We start from the raw sequence: 17117 nt of genomic DNA on the forward strand, positions 1-17117 counted from the left end.
TGCATGTTGATCGTCAGCCCCAGCATCACCCTGCCCGAGTCCGAACTGGTCGAGCGCTTCCTGCGCGCGGACGGCCCCGGAGGCCAGCATGTGAACCGCACCGAGAGTGCGGTGGAGCTGCGCTTCGACGTGACCAACTCACCCTCGCTGCCGGAGGAAATCCGCACTCGGCTGCTGGCACGACGCGACCGCCGACTTACTGCTGAGGGCGTACTGGTGATCCAGGGTCGCCGCTTCCGCGATCAGGCGCGCAACCGCGACGACGTGCGCGAGCGACTGGCTGAACTGATCCAGGGCGTGCTGCTACCGCCGAAGAAACGCGTGGCCACCAAGCCTACTCGCGCCTCGAAGGAGCGTCGCCTGGTCGGCAAGCAGCAACGTGGCAAGATCAAGCAAAACCGCTCACGCAAACCGGACCTCGAATGAAGGGACGCCTGTTCACTCCCGCCCAGTTGCCCGCGCGGATGCCCCATCTGCGCGACGGCTGGCAGCGCCGCACCTGTCGTGGCGTGCTGCTCCTGTGCGGCTGGAGCCTGGCCGGCGAGTTTCCTGACACCTCAAAACTGGTGCTGATCGCAGCACCGCACTCGTCCTGGTGGGACGGCGTGTGGGGGCTGCTGATCAAGGTCGCGATCGGTGCCGATGTGCACTTCATGGCCAAGCAGGAACTGTTTCGCGGGCCGATGGGTGGCCTGTTGCGCCGGCTTGGCGGCATGGCGATCGACCGTGGCGCGGCGAAGGGCGTGGTCGAGCAGATGGCCGACCAGTTTCGCCAACGCGATGCCTTCTGGCTCGGCATCGCGCCGGAGGGCACGCGCAAGCCGGTGATGCGCTGGAAGAGTGGTTTCTGGCACATCGCCCACGATGCTGGTGTGCCGGTGTTCCCGGTGGCGTTTCACTATCCCGACAAGACCATCCAGCTCGGTCCGTTGGTCGACACCAGTGACAACATGGATGCCGATATCGCCCGTCTGCGCGCGTTCTATGCTCCGTTCAAGGGCAAGCACCGCGACGTCTGAGAAAATTGCGGTGCCGATGGTTTCACGAGTGGCGGTCGCTTACTCCTGCAGCAACAGGTATTGGCCATCCCTGTCGTAACGCTGCGGTTTTTTGCCCACCTTTGCGCAAAGCAAGTCACCGCAGCGGGTGATGGCGCCACGCTGTGTCGCCTGCAAAATATCCTGACCGAAATGAGCCTGCGCCATCTCCTGCACGCTCCGATGGACCACCCATGCGGCCCCGCCAGCGGCCAGGAATGAACCGATCAACAACGCGATCAGCCCATTCCAGACCAAGGTACGCCGTGCCGTGTTCAATCTCCGGCATTGTTCATTCATCACGTGTGCCACGGACTTGGCACTATCTGCACTTTGCTGCAGTTGTTGCCGGAACTCCTCCATCGCCTGCCCGGCGCCCAGGGTTACGGCTTGCTGCGCATTGTTGCCAATCACCTGCAATGCGCTTTGTGCGAACCGCTCACCGGCGCCATCCAGCCGGTTCACACCCTGATCCAGGGCAGTGCTGGCTGCTTCGACCCTCTGCACGGTTTGTGCGTTGCGTGATTCAAGGCGATCGGCAATCGCCATCAGCTTGGTCAATGCCTGCCGAACCGCCTCGACATCATCGGTACGAGAGATATCCATGGCCACATCCTTGCTGGTTTATCGACTGAGTCCCTGCTGCGCCCGTTGCTGCGTCTGCTGCATGGCTTGCTGTGCGGCCTGCTGTTGCGCCTGCAACTGCATATCCCACATCTCGTTCAAGCTGTTGGCCTGCTGCTGAAACTGCCGGCCATCGGGCGTGCGCAGATACTGCTGCGCTGATTCGTGTTGCGCCTTGTCCCAGAGCGCGTTGTCCGGGTTCTGCGAAGCCAGGTACATGCGGTCGATCCACTCATCCAGCTCACTCTTCGGAGCAGTTTGCGACTGCTCCAGCGCGCCCGGCACTGGCCCGTTCGGCATCGGCTGACGCTCGAACTGACCGTTCAACACTTCATCGCGCGGCTCGGCATTGTATGGATCGGGCACGTGCCCGATCGCATGTCTGGACACTTCCAGCTCGTTGTAGCCACCCGGCTCAAGCCGGTTGATTTTTGGCATCAAGCGAAACAGCCACATGCCATCTTCCGAATGATGAATCACGTTGAGTCGTGGATCTTCGGGCTCCGGGTTCTTCGCCAGAATCGGCACATCGCTCAGCCCGTTGATGTAGTCGATCGCGAAATTGCCGGAGCGCATCGCCGCGCCGTTGCGGTGATAACCCCCACCGACATCCGAATGCGCGCCTGGCACGTAGATTCCGGCGAAGCGTCCGTCCGGCGTGATGCCCGGATCGATGATGCGGTCGGATTTGAACAGATCTCGATGCTCATCCATCGCGATGAACTGGATGCCGGAGATCACCGATGGCGGTAACCGACGGTCTTCATGCATCGCGTGACCCGTTCCCACCGGATCGAACAGCGCCACCGCCTGCGCCACCTGATGCGGCCCGACCAGCGCAGGCCTGGTGTATTCGACAAAGGTTATCCGGTGATGGGAGTCGTAGGTGTAGCGAGCGCCGACGGGATCCTGGATACCACGCTCGTCGATCAACCGGGCGAACAGAGCACTTTCCTCGCAACCACGGCTGAAACTCACGCTGGCGACGCGGATCTGCGCGTCGGGATCCTCGTGTTTCCATTTCCAGGCTTGATCAATGAACTTCTTGTACATCTCTTCGGCACGCTCATCCACGGTATACCCACGGATCCCATCAGACATATGGGTGAATGGCTCATGCTGCTGCGTACCGGGGCCTTCGACATAGCCGTAGCCGACCTGGTGGTTGCCAGCTTCATTCAGAGCTTTGACTTGATCCGAGATCAGGCCGACGTTGGTTTCATGTTCGGGATCATGGATCTTGTCGTTGCCAGTGCCATCCAGGGCGGCGATATACAAGCGCTCATGCGGATTGTTTGCATGCAGCAACACCGGCTCCTGAAAAGGCATGAGTTGCCGGCGGTCGTCTGTATAGATCGGCAAAAGCCGAGCGGCGGGATCATGCCGCACTCCATCGCTGAGGATGCCGTCCGGATCCAATTTGTCGTGCTGGCTCATGGTCGCTTCCGTGCTCAGTAAATATGTGTCCAGGCAAGAACCAGGTCGATTCGAGCATCGCTATATTTGTTACCCGCGATCTGCTCGGTTTTGGTTGGAATCATCGCAGCCATATAGACGTTGATGGTGCGGTTGTTGACTTCGAGGAAAATGCTGGGGTCAGCGACCATGCCCTGAGGAAACATGCCTTCCCGAATTTCAGAGTTGGATACCTTGTACAAGACAAGCTCGTTCTTGAAGATCGCGCCGATATCCACCTTGGCCTCATGCGCCACGCCATCCAGCGATACCCAACGCACCTCGGCAGGAAAAGGGAAATTGCTGATACCGCCGTGGGAAGCCGGCCACCAGTCATCCCGGTAATCAGGCGAACGTGGCGGTCCGTGAGGTTTATTGGCGTCGCGCAAGTTGAAGTCGTAATTGTTGTAGACCACTGTGCAGGCCAGCGTGTTGTAGCAATAGGGCTCAAAGCTGTGATCTACGAATTTCAGAGGGAATTCGTTGGGAGCCATTTGGTGCGTATTTTTGGCATCGGACTGAGTAGACATGGCGGGTTGGCATCCTGTGGTCAGCAAAAGGAAAACGACGGCATGCACGACGGCGCAGAAGAACCTTGATCGGCTGGACATGGCGCCCCTCACCCGGCGCAACCATTCGTTCACTTGCGCGGAGAGCCCATACACGAAAGTCATAGATCGACCGCCGAATGGAATTCCACCTCATCCAGCTCGATAACCAGCCCTTTCTCCTCATCGTCAGAGTCGATCGCCCATTCCTTGGATGGCTTCAGAACCGTCTGCGCGGAAAGTCGCCCCGCCACAGCCTTCTTGCTGACTTCATCCGACAGCTCTGTACCGCACGGATAGATGATTATCAGATTTTCCTGATTTGGCGCGTCGCTCAAGGGAATGCCTGCACAGCTGACAACCTCGACCTCTTGCCCGATCAGCGCCGCCCGGCCGTGAAGCTGTTCGAGACTGACGACCTTGGATTGCGGAGGCCGCATCGCCGCCATGGCACAAGACGCCGATACGAACAGACATGCAATTGCAAAAAGGCGCTTCATTTTTGATTCCCGAAAGTCTGGCGCTCGGCATCCGCCGACGCGGATGCCGCGGCTGTCTGGGCAGGCAACAAGCCCACGGCGGCGGCGACGGCAAGTAGCGAACGTCGAGGGCAACGATACGCACGCATGGCAGGCTCCTTCCTTGGTGGGGCGCGTCGAGACGTTGTACCGGATTTCGGTTTGCCGCGATGTCGGCGCGCGTCGCATTTCACGGAGGCCGTCGGCTGCCGGCGAGTCCGGTTTCCCTTGGCTGTCTCAGCGCTGCGAATGCCCTGACTCGTCGTAATCGCGATGGGTCAGCAGCCCGGGACGGATCAGGTCGATGAACGCGCGCGCCTCGGCGCTGAGGAACTTGCCCTTGCGCATCACCACGCCATAGCTTCGCTGCGGAAAATACTGCTTCATGTTGCGCACGGCCAGCCGCTTGTGATCGGCCTCGGTGATGCAGATCCCTGTGACGATCGAGATGCCCATGCCCATCGCCACGTATTCCTTGATCACGTCCCAGCCGCCCACCTCGATCGCCACGTGGTACGGCACCTGGCGCTGCTGGAACACCAGATCGACCAGCCGATAGGTGGACAACCGCTGCGGCGGCAGGATCAGGCCATACGGTGACAGATCCTCCAGCGTGATCTTGTCCTTCGCCGCCAGCGGATGATCCGGCGGCATGATCAGCATCGGGTCGTAGTGATGCACCGGCGCCCAGGCGATGTCGTTCGGCACATCGAGCATCGAGCCGACCGCGAAGTCGGCATCATCGGCGCGCAGCAGCGCCATGCCGTCCTTGCCGGTGACATTGGCCAACTGCAGTTGCACCGCAGGAAAGCGTTCGCGATAACGACGCACCAGATCCGGCAGCAGGTACTGGATGGTCGAGGTGCCCGCGGCGATGGTCAGCCGGCCGCCCTGCAGCCCCTGCACCCGCGCCTGGAAGTCACGGTCCAGGGTCTCCCAGCCCTCGATCAGCGGTCGCGCCAGCTCGTACAGCGCCTCGCCGGCATCGGTGAGGTTGATGCGGCGCCGCCGACGCTCCACCAGGGTTACGCCCAACTCGCGTTCCAGCGCCTGCAACTGCAAGCTGATCGTGGGTTGCGACAAATATAGCGCTTCCGCCGCGCGGGTCAGCGTACCCAGCTTCACCACGCTGACGAAGGCGCGCAACTGCTTGTGGCGGTTGCCCTTGTAATAGTAACGCCCACCCGTCTCGTCCGCGGCCTTGCCCTTTGCCCGCTTTTTTGCTGCGCCGCGGCGCAATTTTTCAGGTTTATTCAGCGAATTGTCTGGATTATTCGTGCTTTTTTTCAACATGTTATATGTACCATTGCTATTGCTCATAATATTGATTGAAACATTCACTTTGTCAAATAGATGATTTCTGCCCTAGCTTCGAGTCTCCAACGAGAACGGAGCAAGCTCATGGCAGTACCCCGGGAACGACTTGATACCAGCGCCATCGAAATCCATGCGGACGAGGCCGGTTACGAAAGCATCCTGACCTCCGAGGCCCAGGGTTTCCTGGTCCGCCTGCATCGTCGCTTCGAAGCCTCGCGGCAGCGCCTGCTGCATGCCCGGCACAAGCGTCAGGTGGAATATGACGCCGGCGCGCTGCCGAACTTCCGTGCCGATACCGCCGTGATCCGCCAGTCCGACTGGACTGTGGCGCCGATTCCGGCCGCGCTGCAGGATCGCCGCGTCGAGATCACCGGCCCGGTCGAGCGCAAGATGATCATCAACGCGCTGAACTCCGGCGCGAAGGTGTTCATGGCCGACTTCGAGGATTCGTCCGCACCGACCTTCGCCAATCAGCTCGATGGCCAGATCAACCTGCGCGACGCGGTGAACGGCACGATCGAATTCCGCTCACCCGAAGGCAAGGCCTACCGCGTCAACGACAACCCGGCTGTCCTGGTGGTGCGCCCGCGCGGCTGGCATCTGATCGACAAGCACATCAGCGTGGACGGCGAGCCGATGGCGGGTGCGCTGGTCGACTTCGGCTTGTTCGTGTTCCACAACGCCCGCGCACTGCACCGCCGCGACCGCGGTCCGTACTTCTACCTGCCCAAGCTCGAGGCAATGGAGGAAGCCGCGCTGTGGAACGAGGTGATGGCCACCGCCGAAGACGAACTGCAACTGCCGATTGGCACGATGAAAGCCACCGTGTTGATCGAGACGCTGCCAGCGGCATTCCAGATGCACGAGATCCTGCACGCGCTGCGCAATCGTGTTGTCGGCCTCAACTGCGGCCGCTGGGACTACATCTTCTCCTATCTGAAAACGCTGAGAGGTCACCGCGACCGGTTGCTGCCGGAACGTGCCCAGGTGCTGATGACAGTGCCATTTCTGAAGGCGTATTCGGAGCTGCTGATCCAGACCTGCCATCGCCGCGGCGCGTTCGCGATGGGCGGCATGGCGGCGCAGATTCCGATCAAGGGCGACGAGGCGGCCAACGAGGCCGCACTGGCCAAGGTGCGCGCCGACAAGCTGCGTGAAGTACAGGCTGGCCACGACGGCACCTGGGTCGCACACCCGGCGCTGGTGCCGGTCGCGCAGCAGATCTTCGACGAGTACATGCCCACACCGAATCAGCTTGGCGTGCTGCGCGAGGACGTCCTGGTCACCCGCGAACAGCTGCTGGCCACGCCGAACGGCACGATCAGCCGCACCGGTTTCGACAACAACGTGGAGGTCTGCCTGCGTTATACCGCCGCTTGGCTGGACGGCCAGGGCTGCGTGCCGATCCATCACCTGATGGAGGACGCCGCCACCGCCGAGATCGCACGCGCGCAGCTGTGGCAATGGCTGCACCATGGCGAAGTGGAATTTCCGGACCACGCGCCGATCGATCTGGCGCTGTTCGACCACGCCCTGGCCACGCACAGCCACCGCCTGCGCCACAGCGACGCACTTGGCGCCCGGCGCGTCGATGCCGCCGCCGCCCTGCTGTCGGCGCTGGCCCATGCCGACCAGCTCGGCGACTTTCTCACCCTGCCCGCCTACGACCAGCTCGGCTGATCTACCTGATCCCCATAGGAGCGGCTTCAGCCGCGACACCCTTGCATTCGCGGCTGAAGCCGCTCCTGCAAACTTTCGATTTCACGGAGCCACCCCATGAAGAACACCCTGCCTACCGCCGAACAGATTTCGCTGGACTGGAAGAACAACACTCGCTGGTCCGGTATCGAGCGCAACTACAGCGCCGAAGATGTGGTCCGCCTGCGTGGCACCGTCGCGGTCGAGCACTCGCTGGCCCGCCGTGGTGCCGAGCGGCTATGGAAGTCGCTGCACAAGGAGGATTTCGTCAATGCACTCGGTGCGCTCACCGGCAACCAGGCGATGCAACAGGTGAAGGCCGGACTGCAGGCAATCTACCTCAGCGGCTGGCAGGTCGCCGCCGATGCCAACGTCGCCGGCGAAATGTATCCCGACCAGTCGCTGTATCCGGCCAACTCGGTGCCGCTGGTGGTCAAGAAGATCAACAACACCCTGCTGCGTGCCGACCAGCTGCATCATGCGGAGGGCAAGGACGACACCGACTGGCTCGTGCCGATCGTGGCCGATGCCGAGGCCGGCTTCGGTGGCGTGCTGAATGCGTTCGAACTGATGAAGGCGATGATCGAGGCCGGCGCTGCAGGCGTGCATTTCGAGGATCAGCTGGCCTCGGTGAAGAAGTGCGGCCACATGGGCGGCAAGGTATTGGTGCCGACCCGCGAGGCCGTCGACAAGTTGAACGCCGCGCGCCTCGCTGCCGACGTTGCCGGCGTGCCGACCCTGCTGGTAGCACGCACCGATGCCGATGCCGCTGACCTGCTCACCTCGGACATCGACGACAACGACAAGGCCTTCATCACCGGCGAGCGCACCGTCGAAGGTTTCTACCGCGTACGCCCGGGCCTGGATCAGGCGATCAGTCGCGGCCTCGCCTACGCGCCATATGCTGACCTGATCTGGTGCGAGACCAGCAAGCCGAACCTGGAAGACGCGCGCAAGTTCGCCGAAGCGATCCACGCGAAGTTCCCCGGCAAGCTGCTGGCCTACAACTGCTCGCCCAGCTTCAACTGGAAGAAGAACCTGGACGACGCCACCATCGCGACGTTCCAGAAGGAGCTGGGTGCGATGGGTTACAAGTTCCAGTTCATCACCCTGGCCGGCTTCCACAGCCTCAACTACGGCATGTTCGATCTGGCACACGGCTACGCGCGTCGCCAGATGAGTGCGTTCGTCGAACTGCAGGAGAAGGAATTCGCGGCTGCCGAGCGTGGCTTTACCGCAGTGAAGCATCAGCGCGAAGTGGGTACCGGCTATTTCGACCAGGTGACCCAGGCGATCCAGCAGGGCAAGTCCTCGACCACGGCGCTGACCGGCTCGACCGAGGAGGCCCAGTTCAAGCAAGCCTCAGCCGCGTAACCGCACAACACCTGTAGGAGCGCACCCTGTGCGCGATAGCTCTTCGTCATGAAGTGCATTCGCGCACAGGGTGCGCTCCTACAACTCTGCCGGCGGCACCAAGGCAATCACCGTCCAGCCTGGCTTCGGCTCCAACTCGCGCTTGGTCGAGGCCACGCGCAATGCACCCTTCTCCTCCACTCCGAACATCAGCACGGTATTCGAACCGTATTGCTCGATGAAGTGCGACCAGTCGAAGGTGGTGCTGAGCCGGGTCGACTTGATCCGCCAACCGTGTCCAAGCATTTCAGCAAAGCGGCCGTGGGTCATCTCCTCATCGAACAGCGGCGGCGCCAGCAGCGTGCCGGACAAGGCCGCGCGATCCGTGCTTTCCTGTGGCGTCAGGTTGCGCAGCCGATACACCTTGTCGCGCCCGAACTCCTGCCGGTAATGCACGCAGGCCAGCGAATTGCGCTCACGATGGGTGGACACCGCCAGCAACCGGCCGATGCCGGTGAGATCCAGATGACGCTCGGCATGCGGCGAGGCCGGGTTGCCGAAGAACGTGGGCAAGCCGTCCATGCGCGCCCGGCGGATGCCCTCCCAGTCATCATCAGCCAGCATCACGCGAAAACCAGCCTCGTCCAGTACCTTGCCGATCGCCCGTGCCACCTCGTCGGAACCGAAGATCAGCAGGCCGCGTGGCTCCGGCTCGGCCACTTTCAGCCAGATCGCCAACGGTCGCGCGGTGGCACTCTGCAGCACCACGGTGCCAATGATCAGGATAAAAACCAGCGGCACGAGTGCTCCGCCACCCGCCACGCCCAGCGCATCGAGGCGCAGGGCAAACAGTGCCGACACCGACGCCGCCACGATGCCACGTGGCGCTACCCAGCCGACCAGGGCACGCTCACGCCAAGTCAGCGCGCTACCCAGACTCGACAGCAGCACGGTCAGCGGCCGCACCACCAACTGGGCAATCACGAACAGCGCGATGCCGGCGCCCAGCATGCCGTCCGGCAGTGGCCAGTGCAGCCGCGCGGCCAGCAGAATGAACAGTACCGACACCAACACCGTAGTGAGGCTTTCCTTGAAGTCGAGGATGTCGTCGACGTGCACGCCGCGCATGTTGCCCAGCGCGATGCCCATGATGGTCACCGCCAGCAATCCCGATTCATGCGTGATCACGTTGGAAACGCTGAAGGCGAACAACACTGCGGCGAGAACGGCATAGTTCTGCAGGTATTCGGGGATCAACTGTCGGCGCAGCAGGTGGCCTGTCAGCCACGCGCTCAGCGCGCCGATCACCGTGCCGCAACCGATCGTGGCGATGAAGATGCCGATGGTGTGGCCTTCCTGCCGTGACACGATCGCCTCGAAAATCAGCACCGCGAACAGTGCGCCGAGCGGATCGATCACGATGCCTTCCCAGCGCAGCGTGTTGGCGATGCGCGCGTTCGGCCGTAGCGTGCGCAGCATCGGCGCGATCACCGTAGGCCCGGTGACACAGGCCAGCGCGCCGAACAGCAAGGCGATCGACCAGCTGAGCCCAGCCACGATGTGCGCCGCCAGCGCCAGCAGCAGCAGCGCGGTCACCGCGCCGTAGCTGACCAAGCCGCGCACCACATGGCCGATGCCCGGCAACTCGTGAAAGCGCAGAGTGAGACTGCCTTCGAACAGGATCAGTGCCACCGCCAGTGACACGATCGGGAACAGCAGGCCGCCGAGCAATTTGTCCGGATCGAGCAGACCACTGACAGGTCCGAGCAGGATGCCGGCCAGCAACAGGAACAGGATCGCCGGCAGCTTCACGCGCCAAGCCACCCACTGCGCCAGAAAGCCGATCATCAACATGCCGGCGAGCATCAGGCCGAGCTCGATCGTCATCGCAGTCCCTGGGTGAACTTCAGGCCACTATCGGAGCATGTGCCATGGGCGCACGTCCAGCGGCTCGACTCAGAGCCGCCGATACTGCAGCGCCTCGGCCAGATGCTCACGCTCCAGCAAGGCCGCACCGCCATCGAGATCGGCAATCGTGCGGGCAACCCGCAGCACGCGATGGTAGGCACGTGCAGACAAGCCCAGCCGCTCCAGCGCACTTTCAAACCAGCGCCGTTCAGCCGGACCCAGTGCGCAATCGCGCTCCAGTTCGCGCACGCTGATTTCGGCATTGGGGCGACCGGCCCGCATCAGCGATTGTCGCCGCGCCTCGAGCACGCGCGTACGTACAGTGGCGGAATCCTCATCGCGCTCGCTGCGCGGCAATCCGAGATCGGCCAACGGCACTTGCGGGACCTCCACGCAGAGATCGATGCGATCGAGCAGCGGCCCGGAAATGCGCGATCGATAACGCTGGATCTGATCGGGCGTGCACTGGCAACGCTGGCGCGGATCGCCGGCATAGCCGCAGGGACACGGATTCATCGCCGCGACTAGTTGAAATTGTGCGGGAAACGTCGACTGCCGCGCTGCCCGCGAAATCACGATGTGGCCGGACTCCATCGGCTCACGCAACACTTCCAGCACGTGCCGGCTGAACTCCGGCAGCTCGTCCAGAAACAGTACGCCGTTGTGCGCGAGCGAGATCTCGCCTGGTCGCGGATACGAACCACCACCGACCAGCGCAACCGCTGACGCGGTGTGGTGTGGCGCCCGGAACGGCCGCCGCCGCCATTGCGCCAGATCGGCACTCTGCCCAGCCACCGACAGCACCGCGCAAGTTTCCAGCGCTTCCGATTCGGACAGCGGAGGCAAGATGCCCGGCAAGCGTTCAGCCAGCATGGTCTTGCCGGTGCCGGGCGGCCCCATCAGCAGCAGGTGATGGCCACCGACGGCGGTGATTTCCAGTGCACGCCGCGCCTGCAGCTGGCCGCGCACATCACGCAGATCCGGCCCACTGTCGACACCGCCATCGCTGGGAATGCCGATCGGCGCGGACAATTCCTGCGCCCCGCGCAGCCAGCCACATACCTCGGCCAGCGTATCGGCCACTCGCACATCCACATCCGGCACCAGCGCTGCTTCAGCGGCATTTTCGCGCGGCACCACCACGCGACGACCGCGCGCACGTGCGCGCAACAGCGCCGGCAGCACACCGGAGACGCTGCGCAACGAACCGGTCAGCGCCAGCTCACCCAGAAATTCGCAGTCATCCAGTTTTTCGCGCGGCACCTGACCGCTGGCCGCGAGGATGCCCAGTGCGATCGACAGGTCGAAACGCCCACCATCCTTGGGCAGCTCAGCCGGCGCCAGATTCACGGTGACCCGGCGGTTGGGATATTCGAACGCGGTGTTCTGGATCGCCACACGCACGCGATCACGCGCCTCGCGCACCGCGGCCTCAGGCAGGCCGACAATATTGGTCGCCGGCAAGCCGCCGGACAGGTGCACTTCCACCATCACCTGCGGCGCGGCGATCCCTTCCTGGGCACGGCTGAGGGTGACGGCAAGACTCATGCGGCCGCAGGCCGCTGACGCGTGGAGGAGTCGCTGATATTCAAGGACATCATGCGACTCCATCGACAGTGCTGGATAAATAACCGCCCCCGATCGTTCTCGGGGTGAGGGTGACGGATCGGGGGCGGCTCCCGGGAGGTTGGTTGTTGCTAGCCCCCGCGGGCAGGTACGGCGGCCTCGAGTTCGGCCACACGTCGCTCCAATTCGTCGACCTTGGCGCGGGTACGCGCCAGCACCTGTGTCTGGACTTCGAATTCTTCGCGGGTGACCAGGTCGAGGCGGCGCAGTCCCTGCGCCAGAACATCCTGGAAGTTGGCGCGCAAATCCTGTTGCGCCTGTGCCAGTCCTGGCGGTACCAACGACACAAGTCGCAGGGCAATCTGGTCGATATCCTGCCTGTTCATCGTGAACAGCGCCTCAAGCTCGTCGAGATAAATATTAGGTGAATGGAAGTCGAGGCTGCCATCGGTACGCTCCGTCAAAAACTGTAAGGATTGTCCTACACAGGCGGCACTCAGGCGACAAGCCTGCGCCGGGCAGGCAGAATGCCGGTTTATCGTGTCGACCTGTGTCGATTCAAGGAAAAGCCCATGAAGCTGGTCGTGGCGATCATCAAGCCATTCAAGCTGGACGATGTACGCGAAGCGCTGGCCGAGGTCGGCGTGCAGGGCGTGACGGTGACCGAGGTGAAAGGTTTCGGCCGCCAGAAAGGTCACACGGAACTGTACCGCGGCGCCGAATACGTGGTCGACTTCCTGCCCAAGATCAAGCTGGAGGTGGCGATCGCCGACGATCAGCTCGATCGCGTGCTGGAAGCGATCCAGCACTCCGCCCGCACCGGCAAGATCGGCGACGGCAAGATCTTCGTCAGCACGCTGGAACAGGTAATCCGCATCCGCACCGGCGAACTGGATCACGACGCGCTCTGATCGCTGTCAGCGCACCCTGACGCGCCGCATTTGCTCCGGCCCCGCAGCAACCCCGAGGCACAAAAAAAGGTGACCCCGCGGCAACCCGCACCACGCCTTGCCGCGCGCGGCTTATCCCCCGACTTGTGCACAACTTGTTGGGTTGACCCTGCCCGACGCACCCGATATGTTGTGTCCGTCGGTGCCCGTCCAGACGCGATCGTCGGTCGGGTTTAAAAGGGAATCCGGTGTAATTCCGGAACTGCCCCGCAGCGGTAAAGCGGAAACGAACGTCGCCACATGCACTGGTCGTCCACGACTGGGAAGCGGGGACAAGTAGGCGGATCGCAAGATCCATGTCCGCAAGTCCGAAGACCTGCCGGCACATCGGGACGAACGTGTCCCGGTGCGTAGTGACGGCTTCCGCGGGGAGGCACGTCGCAGTGCAGTAGGCCGCATGGCGCCTGCATTGTGACCCGTTCCCGGAATCCATCGCTTCAGGCCCTGCGCGCGGGAGCAGGTGTTTGATGTCCATGCCGGGAGCCCACAGCCATGCAACCTCAGAATACCGCTACCCGCGAGCGCACCGCCGCGCGCGTCGATTCACCCGCCGATGCCGTGACCGAGGCGGCGGCGTCCCCCAACGACGCCTTTGCCCTGACCCCACCGCATAATCCCGGCCAGATGCGTGTCACCAAGCGCAACGGCGGCCAGGAAACCGTCGACGTCAACAAGATCGTGCGCGCGGTGACCCGCAGCAGCGAAGGTCTGCATGGCGTCGACCCGCTGCGCGTGGCGCTGAAGACCATCGGCGGCCTGTACGACGGCGCCACCACGCAGGAGCTGGATCAGCTTTCCATCCGCACCGCCGCCGCACTGACGGCTGAAGAACCGGAATACGGTCAGCTCGCCGCGCGCCTGCTCGGTGCCTACATCGACAAGGAAGTGAGCGGCCAGGAAATCCAGAGTTTCTCGCAGTCGATCGCGCGCGGCGCGGAACTGGGCATCCTCAATGCGCGCCTGCGCGACTTCGTCGCCATCAACGCACGCAAGTTGAACGATGCGATCGATCCGCTCGCCACCCGCCGTTTCGAATACTTCGGCCTGCGCACGGTGTATGACCGTTACCTGCTGCGCCATCCGCAGCTGCGTTTCGTGATCGAGACGCCGCAGCATTTCTTCATGCGCATCGCCTGCGCGCTTGGTGGCAACGAGATCGGCGAGACGCTGGAACTCTACCGGCTGCTGTCCTCGCTGGAATACATCGCCAGCTCGCCAACCCTGTTCAACGCCGGCACCGCACATGAGCAGCTCAGCTCGTGCTACCTGCTCGACTCGCCGATCGACTCGCTGGAGTCGATCTACGACAAGTACGCCGACGTCGCCAAGCTCAGCAAGTTCGCCGGCGGCATCGGTCTGGCTTATTCGCGGGTGCGTTCGCGCGGCTCGCTGATCAAGGGTACCAACGGCCATTCCAATGGCCTGCTGCCATGGCTGAAGACGCTGGATGCCTCGGTCGCCGCGGTGAACCAGGGCGGCAAGCGCAAGGGCGCGGCCTGCGTGTACCTGGAATCGTGGCATGCCGACATCGAGGATTTTCTCGCGCTGCGCGACAACACCGGCGACGACGCGCGTCGCGCGCACAACCTCAACATCGCGAACTGGATTCCCGACGAATTCATGCGCCGCGTCGAAAGCGATGGCGACTGGTCGCTGTTTGATCCGAAGGTCATGCCGCATCTGGTCGACAGCTGGGGCGAAACCTTCGATCACTCCTATCGCGAAGCCGAAGCGAACGGCCTCGCCGTGAAGACGGTGAAGGCACGCGAGTTGTATGCCCGCATGATGCGCACGCTGGCGCAGACCGGCAACGGCTGGATGACGTTCAAGGATCGCTGCAACGCCACCAGCAACCAGACCGCCCATCCAGACAATGTGATCCACCTGTCCAACCTGTGCACCGAGATCCTCGAAGTGAGCTCGGCCACCGAAACGGCCGTGTGCAATCTGGGCTCGATCAACCTTGCACGTCATGTCAGTGATGGCGTCTTCGATTTCGAACAGCTCGCCTCGACCGTGCGTACCGCCGTGCGCCAGCTCAACCGGGTGATCGATCTCAACTTCTATCCGATCGACACCGCGCGCACCGCCAACATGAAGTGGCGTCCGGTCGGTCTCGGCGTGATGGGCCTGCAGGACGTGTTCTTCAAACTGCGGCTGCCGTTCGATTCAACCGAAGCGCTGGCACTGTCGACCCGCATCGCCGAGGAGATCTATTTCCACGCGCTGTCGATGTCGGCCGAACTGGCCGCGGTCGAAGGCGCGCACCCGGGCTTCGCCGAGAGCCGCGCCGCGAACGGCGAACTGCAGTTCGACTACTGGCCGAATGCCACGCCGCAAGACAGCGCGCGCTGGGATGCACTGCGCGGACGCATCAAGCAGCACGGCCTGCGCAACTCGCTGTTGATCGCGATTGCCCCGACCGCCACAATCGCCTCGATCGCCGGCTGCTACGAGTGCATCGAGCCGCAAGTCAGCAACCTGTTCAAGCGTGAGACGCTGTCGGGCGATTTCCTGCAGGTCAATCGTTACCTCGCCGATGAACTGAAGACACTCGGGCTGTGGACATCCGAAATCCGCGACGCGATCAAGCTGGCGGAAGGCTCGATCCAGGGCATAACGGCGATTCCGGAACGCCTGCGCGCGATCTATCGCACGGTGTGGGAGCTGCCGCAGAAGGCACTGATCGAACTCGGTGCCGCGCGTGGCGCCTACATCGACCAGAGCCAGTCGCTGAACCTGTTCATGGAAAACCCGAACATCGGCCAGCTCAGCTCGATGTACATGTACGCATGGAAGGCCGGCATCAAGACCACCTATTACCTGCGCTCGCGCCCAGCCACCAAGATCACCAAGACCACCGTGTCGACGGACAAGACCGTGCTGGTCGTGGATCAGGCGCAGGCCAATGCCGCGGTGTTCTGCTCGCTGGAAAATCCCGAGTACTGCGAAGCCTGCCAGTAACCCTGTCTGTAGGAGCGCACCCTGTGCGCGAATCGTATTGCCGTGACACCCATCGCGCACAGGGTGCGCTCCTACAAATCTTCTTGAGGTAATCCATGTCCGCTCAACCTGTCCGCAACACCCACATCCTCGACCCAGGCTTCGAGCTCACTCTTCGTCCGATGCGTTATCCCGGCTTCTACGAGATGTACCGCAACGCGATCAAGAACACCTGGACGGTCGAGGAAGTGGATTTCTCGATGGACACGGCCGACCTCTCGTCGAAGATGTCCGCCGCCGATCGCCACCTGATCCATCGTCTGGTGGCGTTCTTCGCCACCGGCGACGCCATCGTGTCGAACAACCTGGTGCTGAATCTGTACCAACACATCAATTCGCCCGAAGCGCGCATGTATTTGTCGCGCCAGCTGTACGAGGAAGCGCTGCATGTGCAGTTCTACCTCACCCTCCTCGATACCTACATTCCTGATCCGGCCGAGCGCAACAAGGCGTTCGCGGCGATCGAGAACATTCCCTCGATCCGCGCCAAGGGCGAGTTCTGCTTCAAGTGGATCGACTCGGTGCAGGACCTGCGCCGACTGGAAACACGCGAGCAGCGGCGGCAGTTCCTGCTCAACCTGATCTGCTTCGCCGCCTGCATCGAAGGCCTGTTCTTCTATGCGGCGTTCGCCTACGTCTACTACCTGCGCTCGCGAGGCCTGCTGCACGGCCTCGCCGCAGGCACCAACTGGGTGTTCCGCGACGAGAGCGGCCACATGGCGTTCGCATTCGATGTCGTGCGCACCGTGCGCGAACAGGAGCCCGAGCTGTTCGACGACGCCATGCGCGCGCAGGTCGAACAGATGATGGAAGACGCGATCGCCTGCGAAACCCTGTTCGCCGAGGACGTGCTCTCCGGCGGCGTGGTTGGCCTCTCGGTGAAGGACATGCGCCAGTACCTCGAATACTGCGCCGACCAGCGCCTCGCCCAGCTCGACATGCCGAAGAAGTACGGCGCGAAGAACCCGTTCGACTTCATGGATCTGCAGGACGTGCAGGAAGTGACCAATTTCTTCGAGCGCCGCGTGTCCGCGTATCAGGTTGGCGTGCAGGGTGAAGTGGCATTCGATATGGCGTTCTGACGCGCCCCCTTCGTTGATCGGCCCGTTCTGTCGCGCAGCGGACGTTGGGGGTATCGTC

General features: G+C 62.7%; 15 protein-coding genes and 1 riboswitch. Of the genes, 7 read left to right on the top strand and 8 right to left on the bottom strand.

Annotated features, from left to right (window positions below; translation table 11 throughout):
- The first annotated feature begins 3 nt into the window (after positions 1-3).
- Together arfB and B0E50_RS07810 are read left to right on the top strand one after the other, a co-directional pair.
- The gene (arfB, locus tag B0E50_RS07805) at positions 4-426 is read left to right on the top strand and encodes an alternative ribosome rescue aminoacyl-tRNA hydrolase ArfB (protein ID WP_077440634.1); all 423 of its coding nucleotides are present in this window, start codon (positions 4-6) and stop codon (positions 424-426) included.
- The gene (locus B0E50_RS07810) at positions 423-1019 is read left to right on the top strand and encodes a lysophospholipid acyltransferase family protein (protein WP_077440635.1); all 597 of its coding nucleotides are present in this window, start codon (positions 423-425) and stop codon (positions 1017-1019) included. The genes arfB and B0E50_RS07810 overlap by 4 nt, the downstream gene beginning before the upstream one ends.
- A 39-nt stretch (positions 1020-1058) precedes the next feature.
- Here the strand turns inward: B0E50_RS07810 and B0E50_RS07815 are convergent, their stop codons facing one another.
- From B0E50_RS07815 to B0E50_RS07835, 5 genes are all read right to left on the bottom strand, one after another.
- A complete protein-coding gene (locus B0E50_RS07815; protein WP_077440636.1) occupies positions 1059-1643 on the bottom strand; it encodes a hypothetical protein in 585 nt (194 codons plus the stop codon).
- A gap of 18 nt (positions 1644-1661) precedes the next feature.
- Positions 1662-3098, bottom strand: coding sequence for a DUF2235 domain-containing protein (locus B0E50_RS07820; protein WP_077440637.1), 1437 nt, complete (start codon positions 3096-3098; stop codon positions 1662-1664).
- 14 nt (positions 3099-3112) lie between these two features.
- The gene (locus tag B0E50_RS07825) at positions 3113-3646 is read right to left on the bottom strand and encodes a hypothetical protein (RefSeq protein ID WP_077440884.1); all 534 of its coding nucleotides are present in this window, start codon (positions 3644-3646) and stop codon (positions 3113-3115) included.
- A 140-nt stretch (positions 3647-3786) separates the two neighbouring features.
- On the bottom strand, positions 3787-4164 hold the full coding sequence (locus B0E50_RS07830; RefSeq protein ID WP_077440638.1) for a hypothetical protein: 378 nt from the start codon (positions 4162-4164) through the stop codon (positions 3787-3789).
- A 255-nt stretch (positions 4165-4419) separates the two neighbouring features.
- Positions 4420-5475, bottom strand: a complete 1056-nt coding sequence (locus B0E50_RS07835; RefSeq protein WP_077440639.1) for a LysR family transcriptional regulator — start codon at positions 5473-5475, stop codon at positions 4420-4422.
- A 108-nt stretch (positions 5476-5583) separates the two neighbouring features.
- On the opposite strand from B0E50_RS07835, the gene aceB reads away from it, so the two are divergent.
- On the top strand, positions 5584-7179 hold the full coding sequence (gene aceB / locus B0E50_RS07840; protein WP_077440640.1) for a malate synthase A: 1596 nt from the start codon (positions 5584-5586) through the stop codon (positions 7177-7179).
- A gap of 96 nt (positions 7180-7275) precedes the next feature.
- Positions 7276-8571, top strand: a complete 1296-nt coding sequence (aceA, locus tag B0E50_RS07845) for an isocitrate lyase (protein WP_077440641.1) — start codon at positions 7276-7278, stop codon at positions 8569-8571.
- 78 nt (positions 8572-8649) lie between these two features.
- Here aceA and B0E50_RS07850 read toward each other — a convergent pair whose 3' ends face one another.
- The 3 genes from B0E50_RS07850 to B0E50_RS07860 form a co-directional block, all read right to left on the bottom strand.
- Entirely contained in the window at positions 8650-10437 is a 1788-nt protein-coding gene (locus tag B0E50_RS07850) for a sodium:proton antiporter (protein WP_077440642.1), read from the bottom strand.
- 69 nt (positions 10438-10506) lie between these two features.
- Positions 10507-12006: a YifB family Mg chelatase-like AAA ATPase gene (locus B0E50_RS07855; protein WP_077440643.1), complete on the bottom strand. Its 1500-nt coding sequence runs from the start codon at positions 12004-12006 to the stop codon at positions 10507-10509.
- Positions 12007-12155: 149 nt separating this feature from the next.
- Positions 12156-12410, bottom strand: coding sequence for an accessory factor UbiK family protein (locus tag B0E50_RS07860; RefSeq protein WP_077440885.1), 255 nt, complete (start codon positions 12408-12410; stop codon positions 12156-12158).
- A 186-nt stretch (positions 12411-12596) separates the two neighbouring features.
- Here B0E50_RS07860 and glnK point away from each other — a divergent pair, with 186 nt between their 5' ends.
- From glnK to B0E50_RS07875, 3 genes are all read left to right on the top strand, one after another.
- The gene (gene glnK, locus B0E50_RS07865) at positions 12597-12935 is read left to right on the top strand and encodes a P-II family nitrogen regulator (RefSeq protein ID WP_077440644.1); all 339 of its coding nucleotides are present in this window, start codon (positions 12597-12599) and stop codon (positions 12933-12935) included.
- Positions 12936-13097: 162 nt separating this feature from the next.
- A riboswitch (cobalamin riboswitch) is annotated at positions 13098-13313 on the top strand.
- Between the two features lie 153 nt (positions 13314-13466).
- A complete protein-coding gene (locus tag B0E50_RS07870; RefSeq protein ID WP_077440645.1) occupies positions 13467-15938 on the top strand; it encodes a ribonucleoside-diphosphate reductase subunit alpha in 2472 nt (823 codons plus the stop codon).
- Between the two features lie 95 nt (positions 15939-16033).
- Positions 16034-17059, top strand: coding sequence for a ribonucleotide-diphosphate reductase subunit beta (locus B0E50_RS07875; protein ID WP_077440646.1), 1026 nt, complete (start codon positions 16034-16036; stop codon positions 17057-17059).
- The last annotated feature ends 58 nt before the right edge of the window (positions 17060-17117 follow it).

Origin of the sequence: Rhodanobacter sp. C01 (assembly GCF_002001045.1) — a bacterium.
Classification (GTDB): Bacteria; Pseudomonadota; Gammaproteobacteria; order Xanthomonadales; family Rhodanobacteraceae; genus Rhodanobacter.

Bases quoted from the DNA above. Each gene is read 5' to 3' on its own strand.
- B0E50_RS07855 (WP_077440643.1), bottom strand. From the start codon at position 12,006: ATGAGTCTTGCCGTCACCCTCAGCCGTGCCCAGGAAGGGATCGCCGCG.
- arfB (WP_077440634.1), top strand. From the start codon at position 4: ATGTTGATCGTCAGCCCCAGCATCACCCTGCCCGAGTCCGAACTGGTC.
- glnK (WP_077440644.1), top strand. From the start codon at position 12,597: ATGAAGCTGGTCGTGGCGATCATCAAGCCATTCAAGCTGGACGATGTA.
- aceB (WP_077440640.1), top strand. From the start codon at position 5,584: ATGGCAGTACCCCGGGAACGACTTGATACCAGCGCCATCGAAATCCAT.
- B0E50_RS07835 (WP_077440639.1), bottom strand. From the start codon at position 5,475: ATGTTGAAAAAAAGCACGAATAATCCAGACAATTCGCTGAATAAACCT.
- B0E50_RS07875 (WP_077440646.1), top strand. From the start codon at position 16,034: ATGTCCGCTCAACCTGTCCGCAACACCCACATCCTCGACCCAGGCTTC.
- aceA (WP_077440641.1), top strand. From the start codon at position 7,276: ATGAAGAACACCCTGCCTACCGCCGAACAGATTTCGCTGGACTGGAAG.
- B0E50_RS07830 (WP_077440638.1), bottom strand. From the start codon at position 4,164: ATGAAGCGCCTTTTTGCAATTGCATGTCTGTTCGTATCGGCGTCTTGT.
- B0E50_RS07850 (WP_077440642.1), bottom strand. From the start codon at position 10,437: ATGACGATCGAGCTCGGCCTGATGCTCGCCGGCATGTTGATGATCGGC.
- B0E50_RS07825 (WP_077440884.1), bottom strand. From the start codon at position 3,646: ATGTCTACTCAGTCCGATGCCAAAAATACGCACCAAATGGCTCCCAAC.
- B0E50_RS07815 (WP_077440636.1), bottom strand. From the start codon at position 1,643: ATGGATATCTCTCGTACCGATGATGTCGAGGCGGTTCGGCAGGCATTG.
- B0E50_RS07810 (WP_077440635.1), top strand. From the start codon at position 423: ATGAAGGGACGCCTGTTCACTCCCGCCCAGTTGCCCGCGCGGATGCCC.
- B0E50_RS07860 (WP_077440885.1), bottom strand. From the start codon at position 12,410: ATGAACAGGCAGGATATCGACCAGATTGCCCTGCGACTTGTGTCGTTG.
- B0E50_RS07870 (WP_077440645.1), top strand. From the start codon at position 13,467: ATGCAACCTCAGAATACCGCTACCCGCGAGCGCACCGCCGCGCGCGTC.
- B0E50_RS07820 (WP_077440637.1), bottom strand. From the start codon at position 3,098: ATGAGCCAGCACGACAAATTGGATCCGGACGGCATCCTCAGCGATGGA.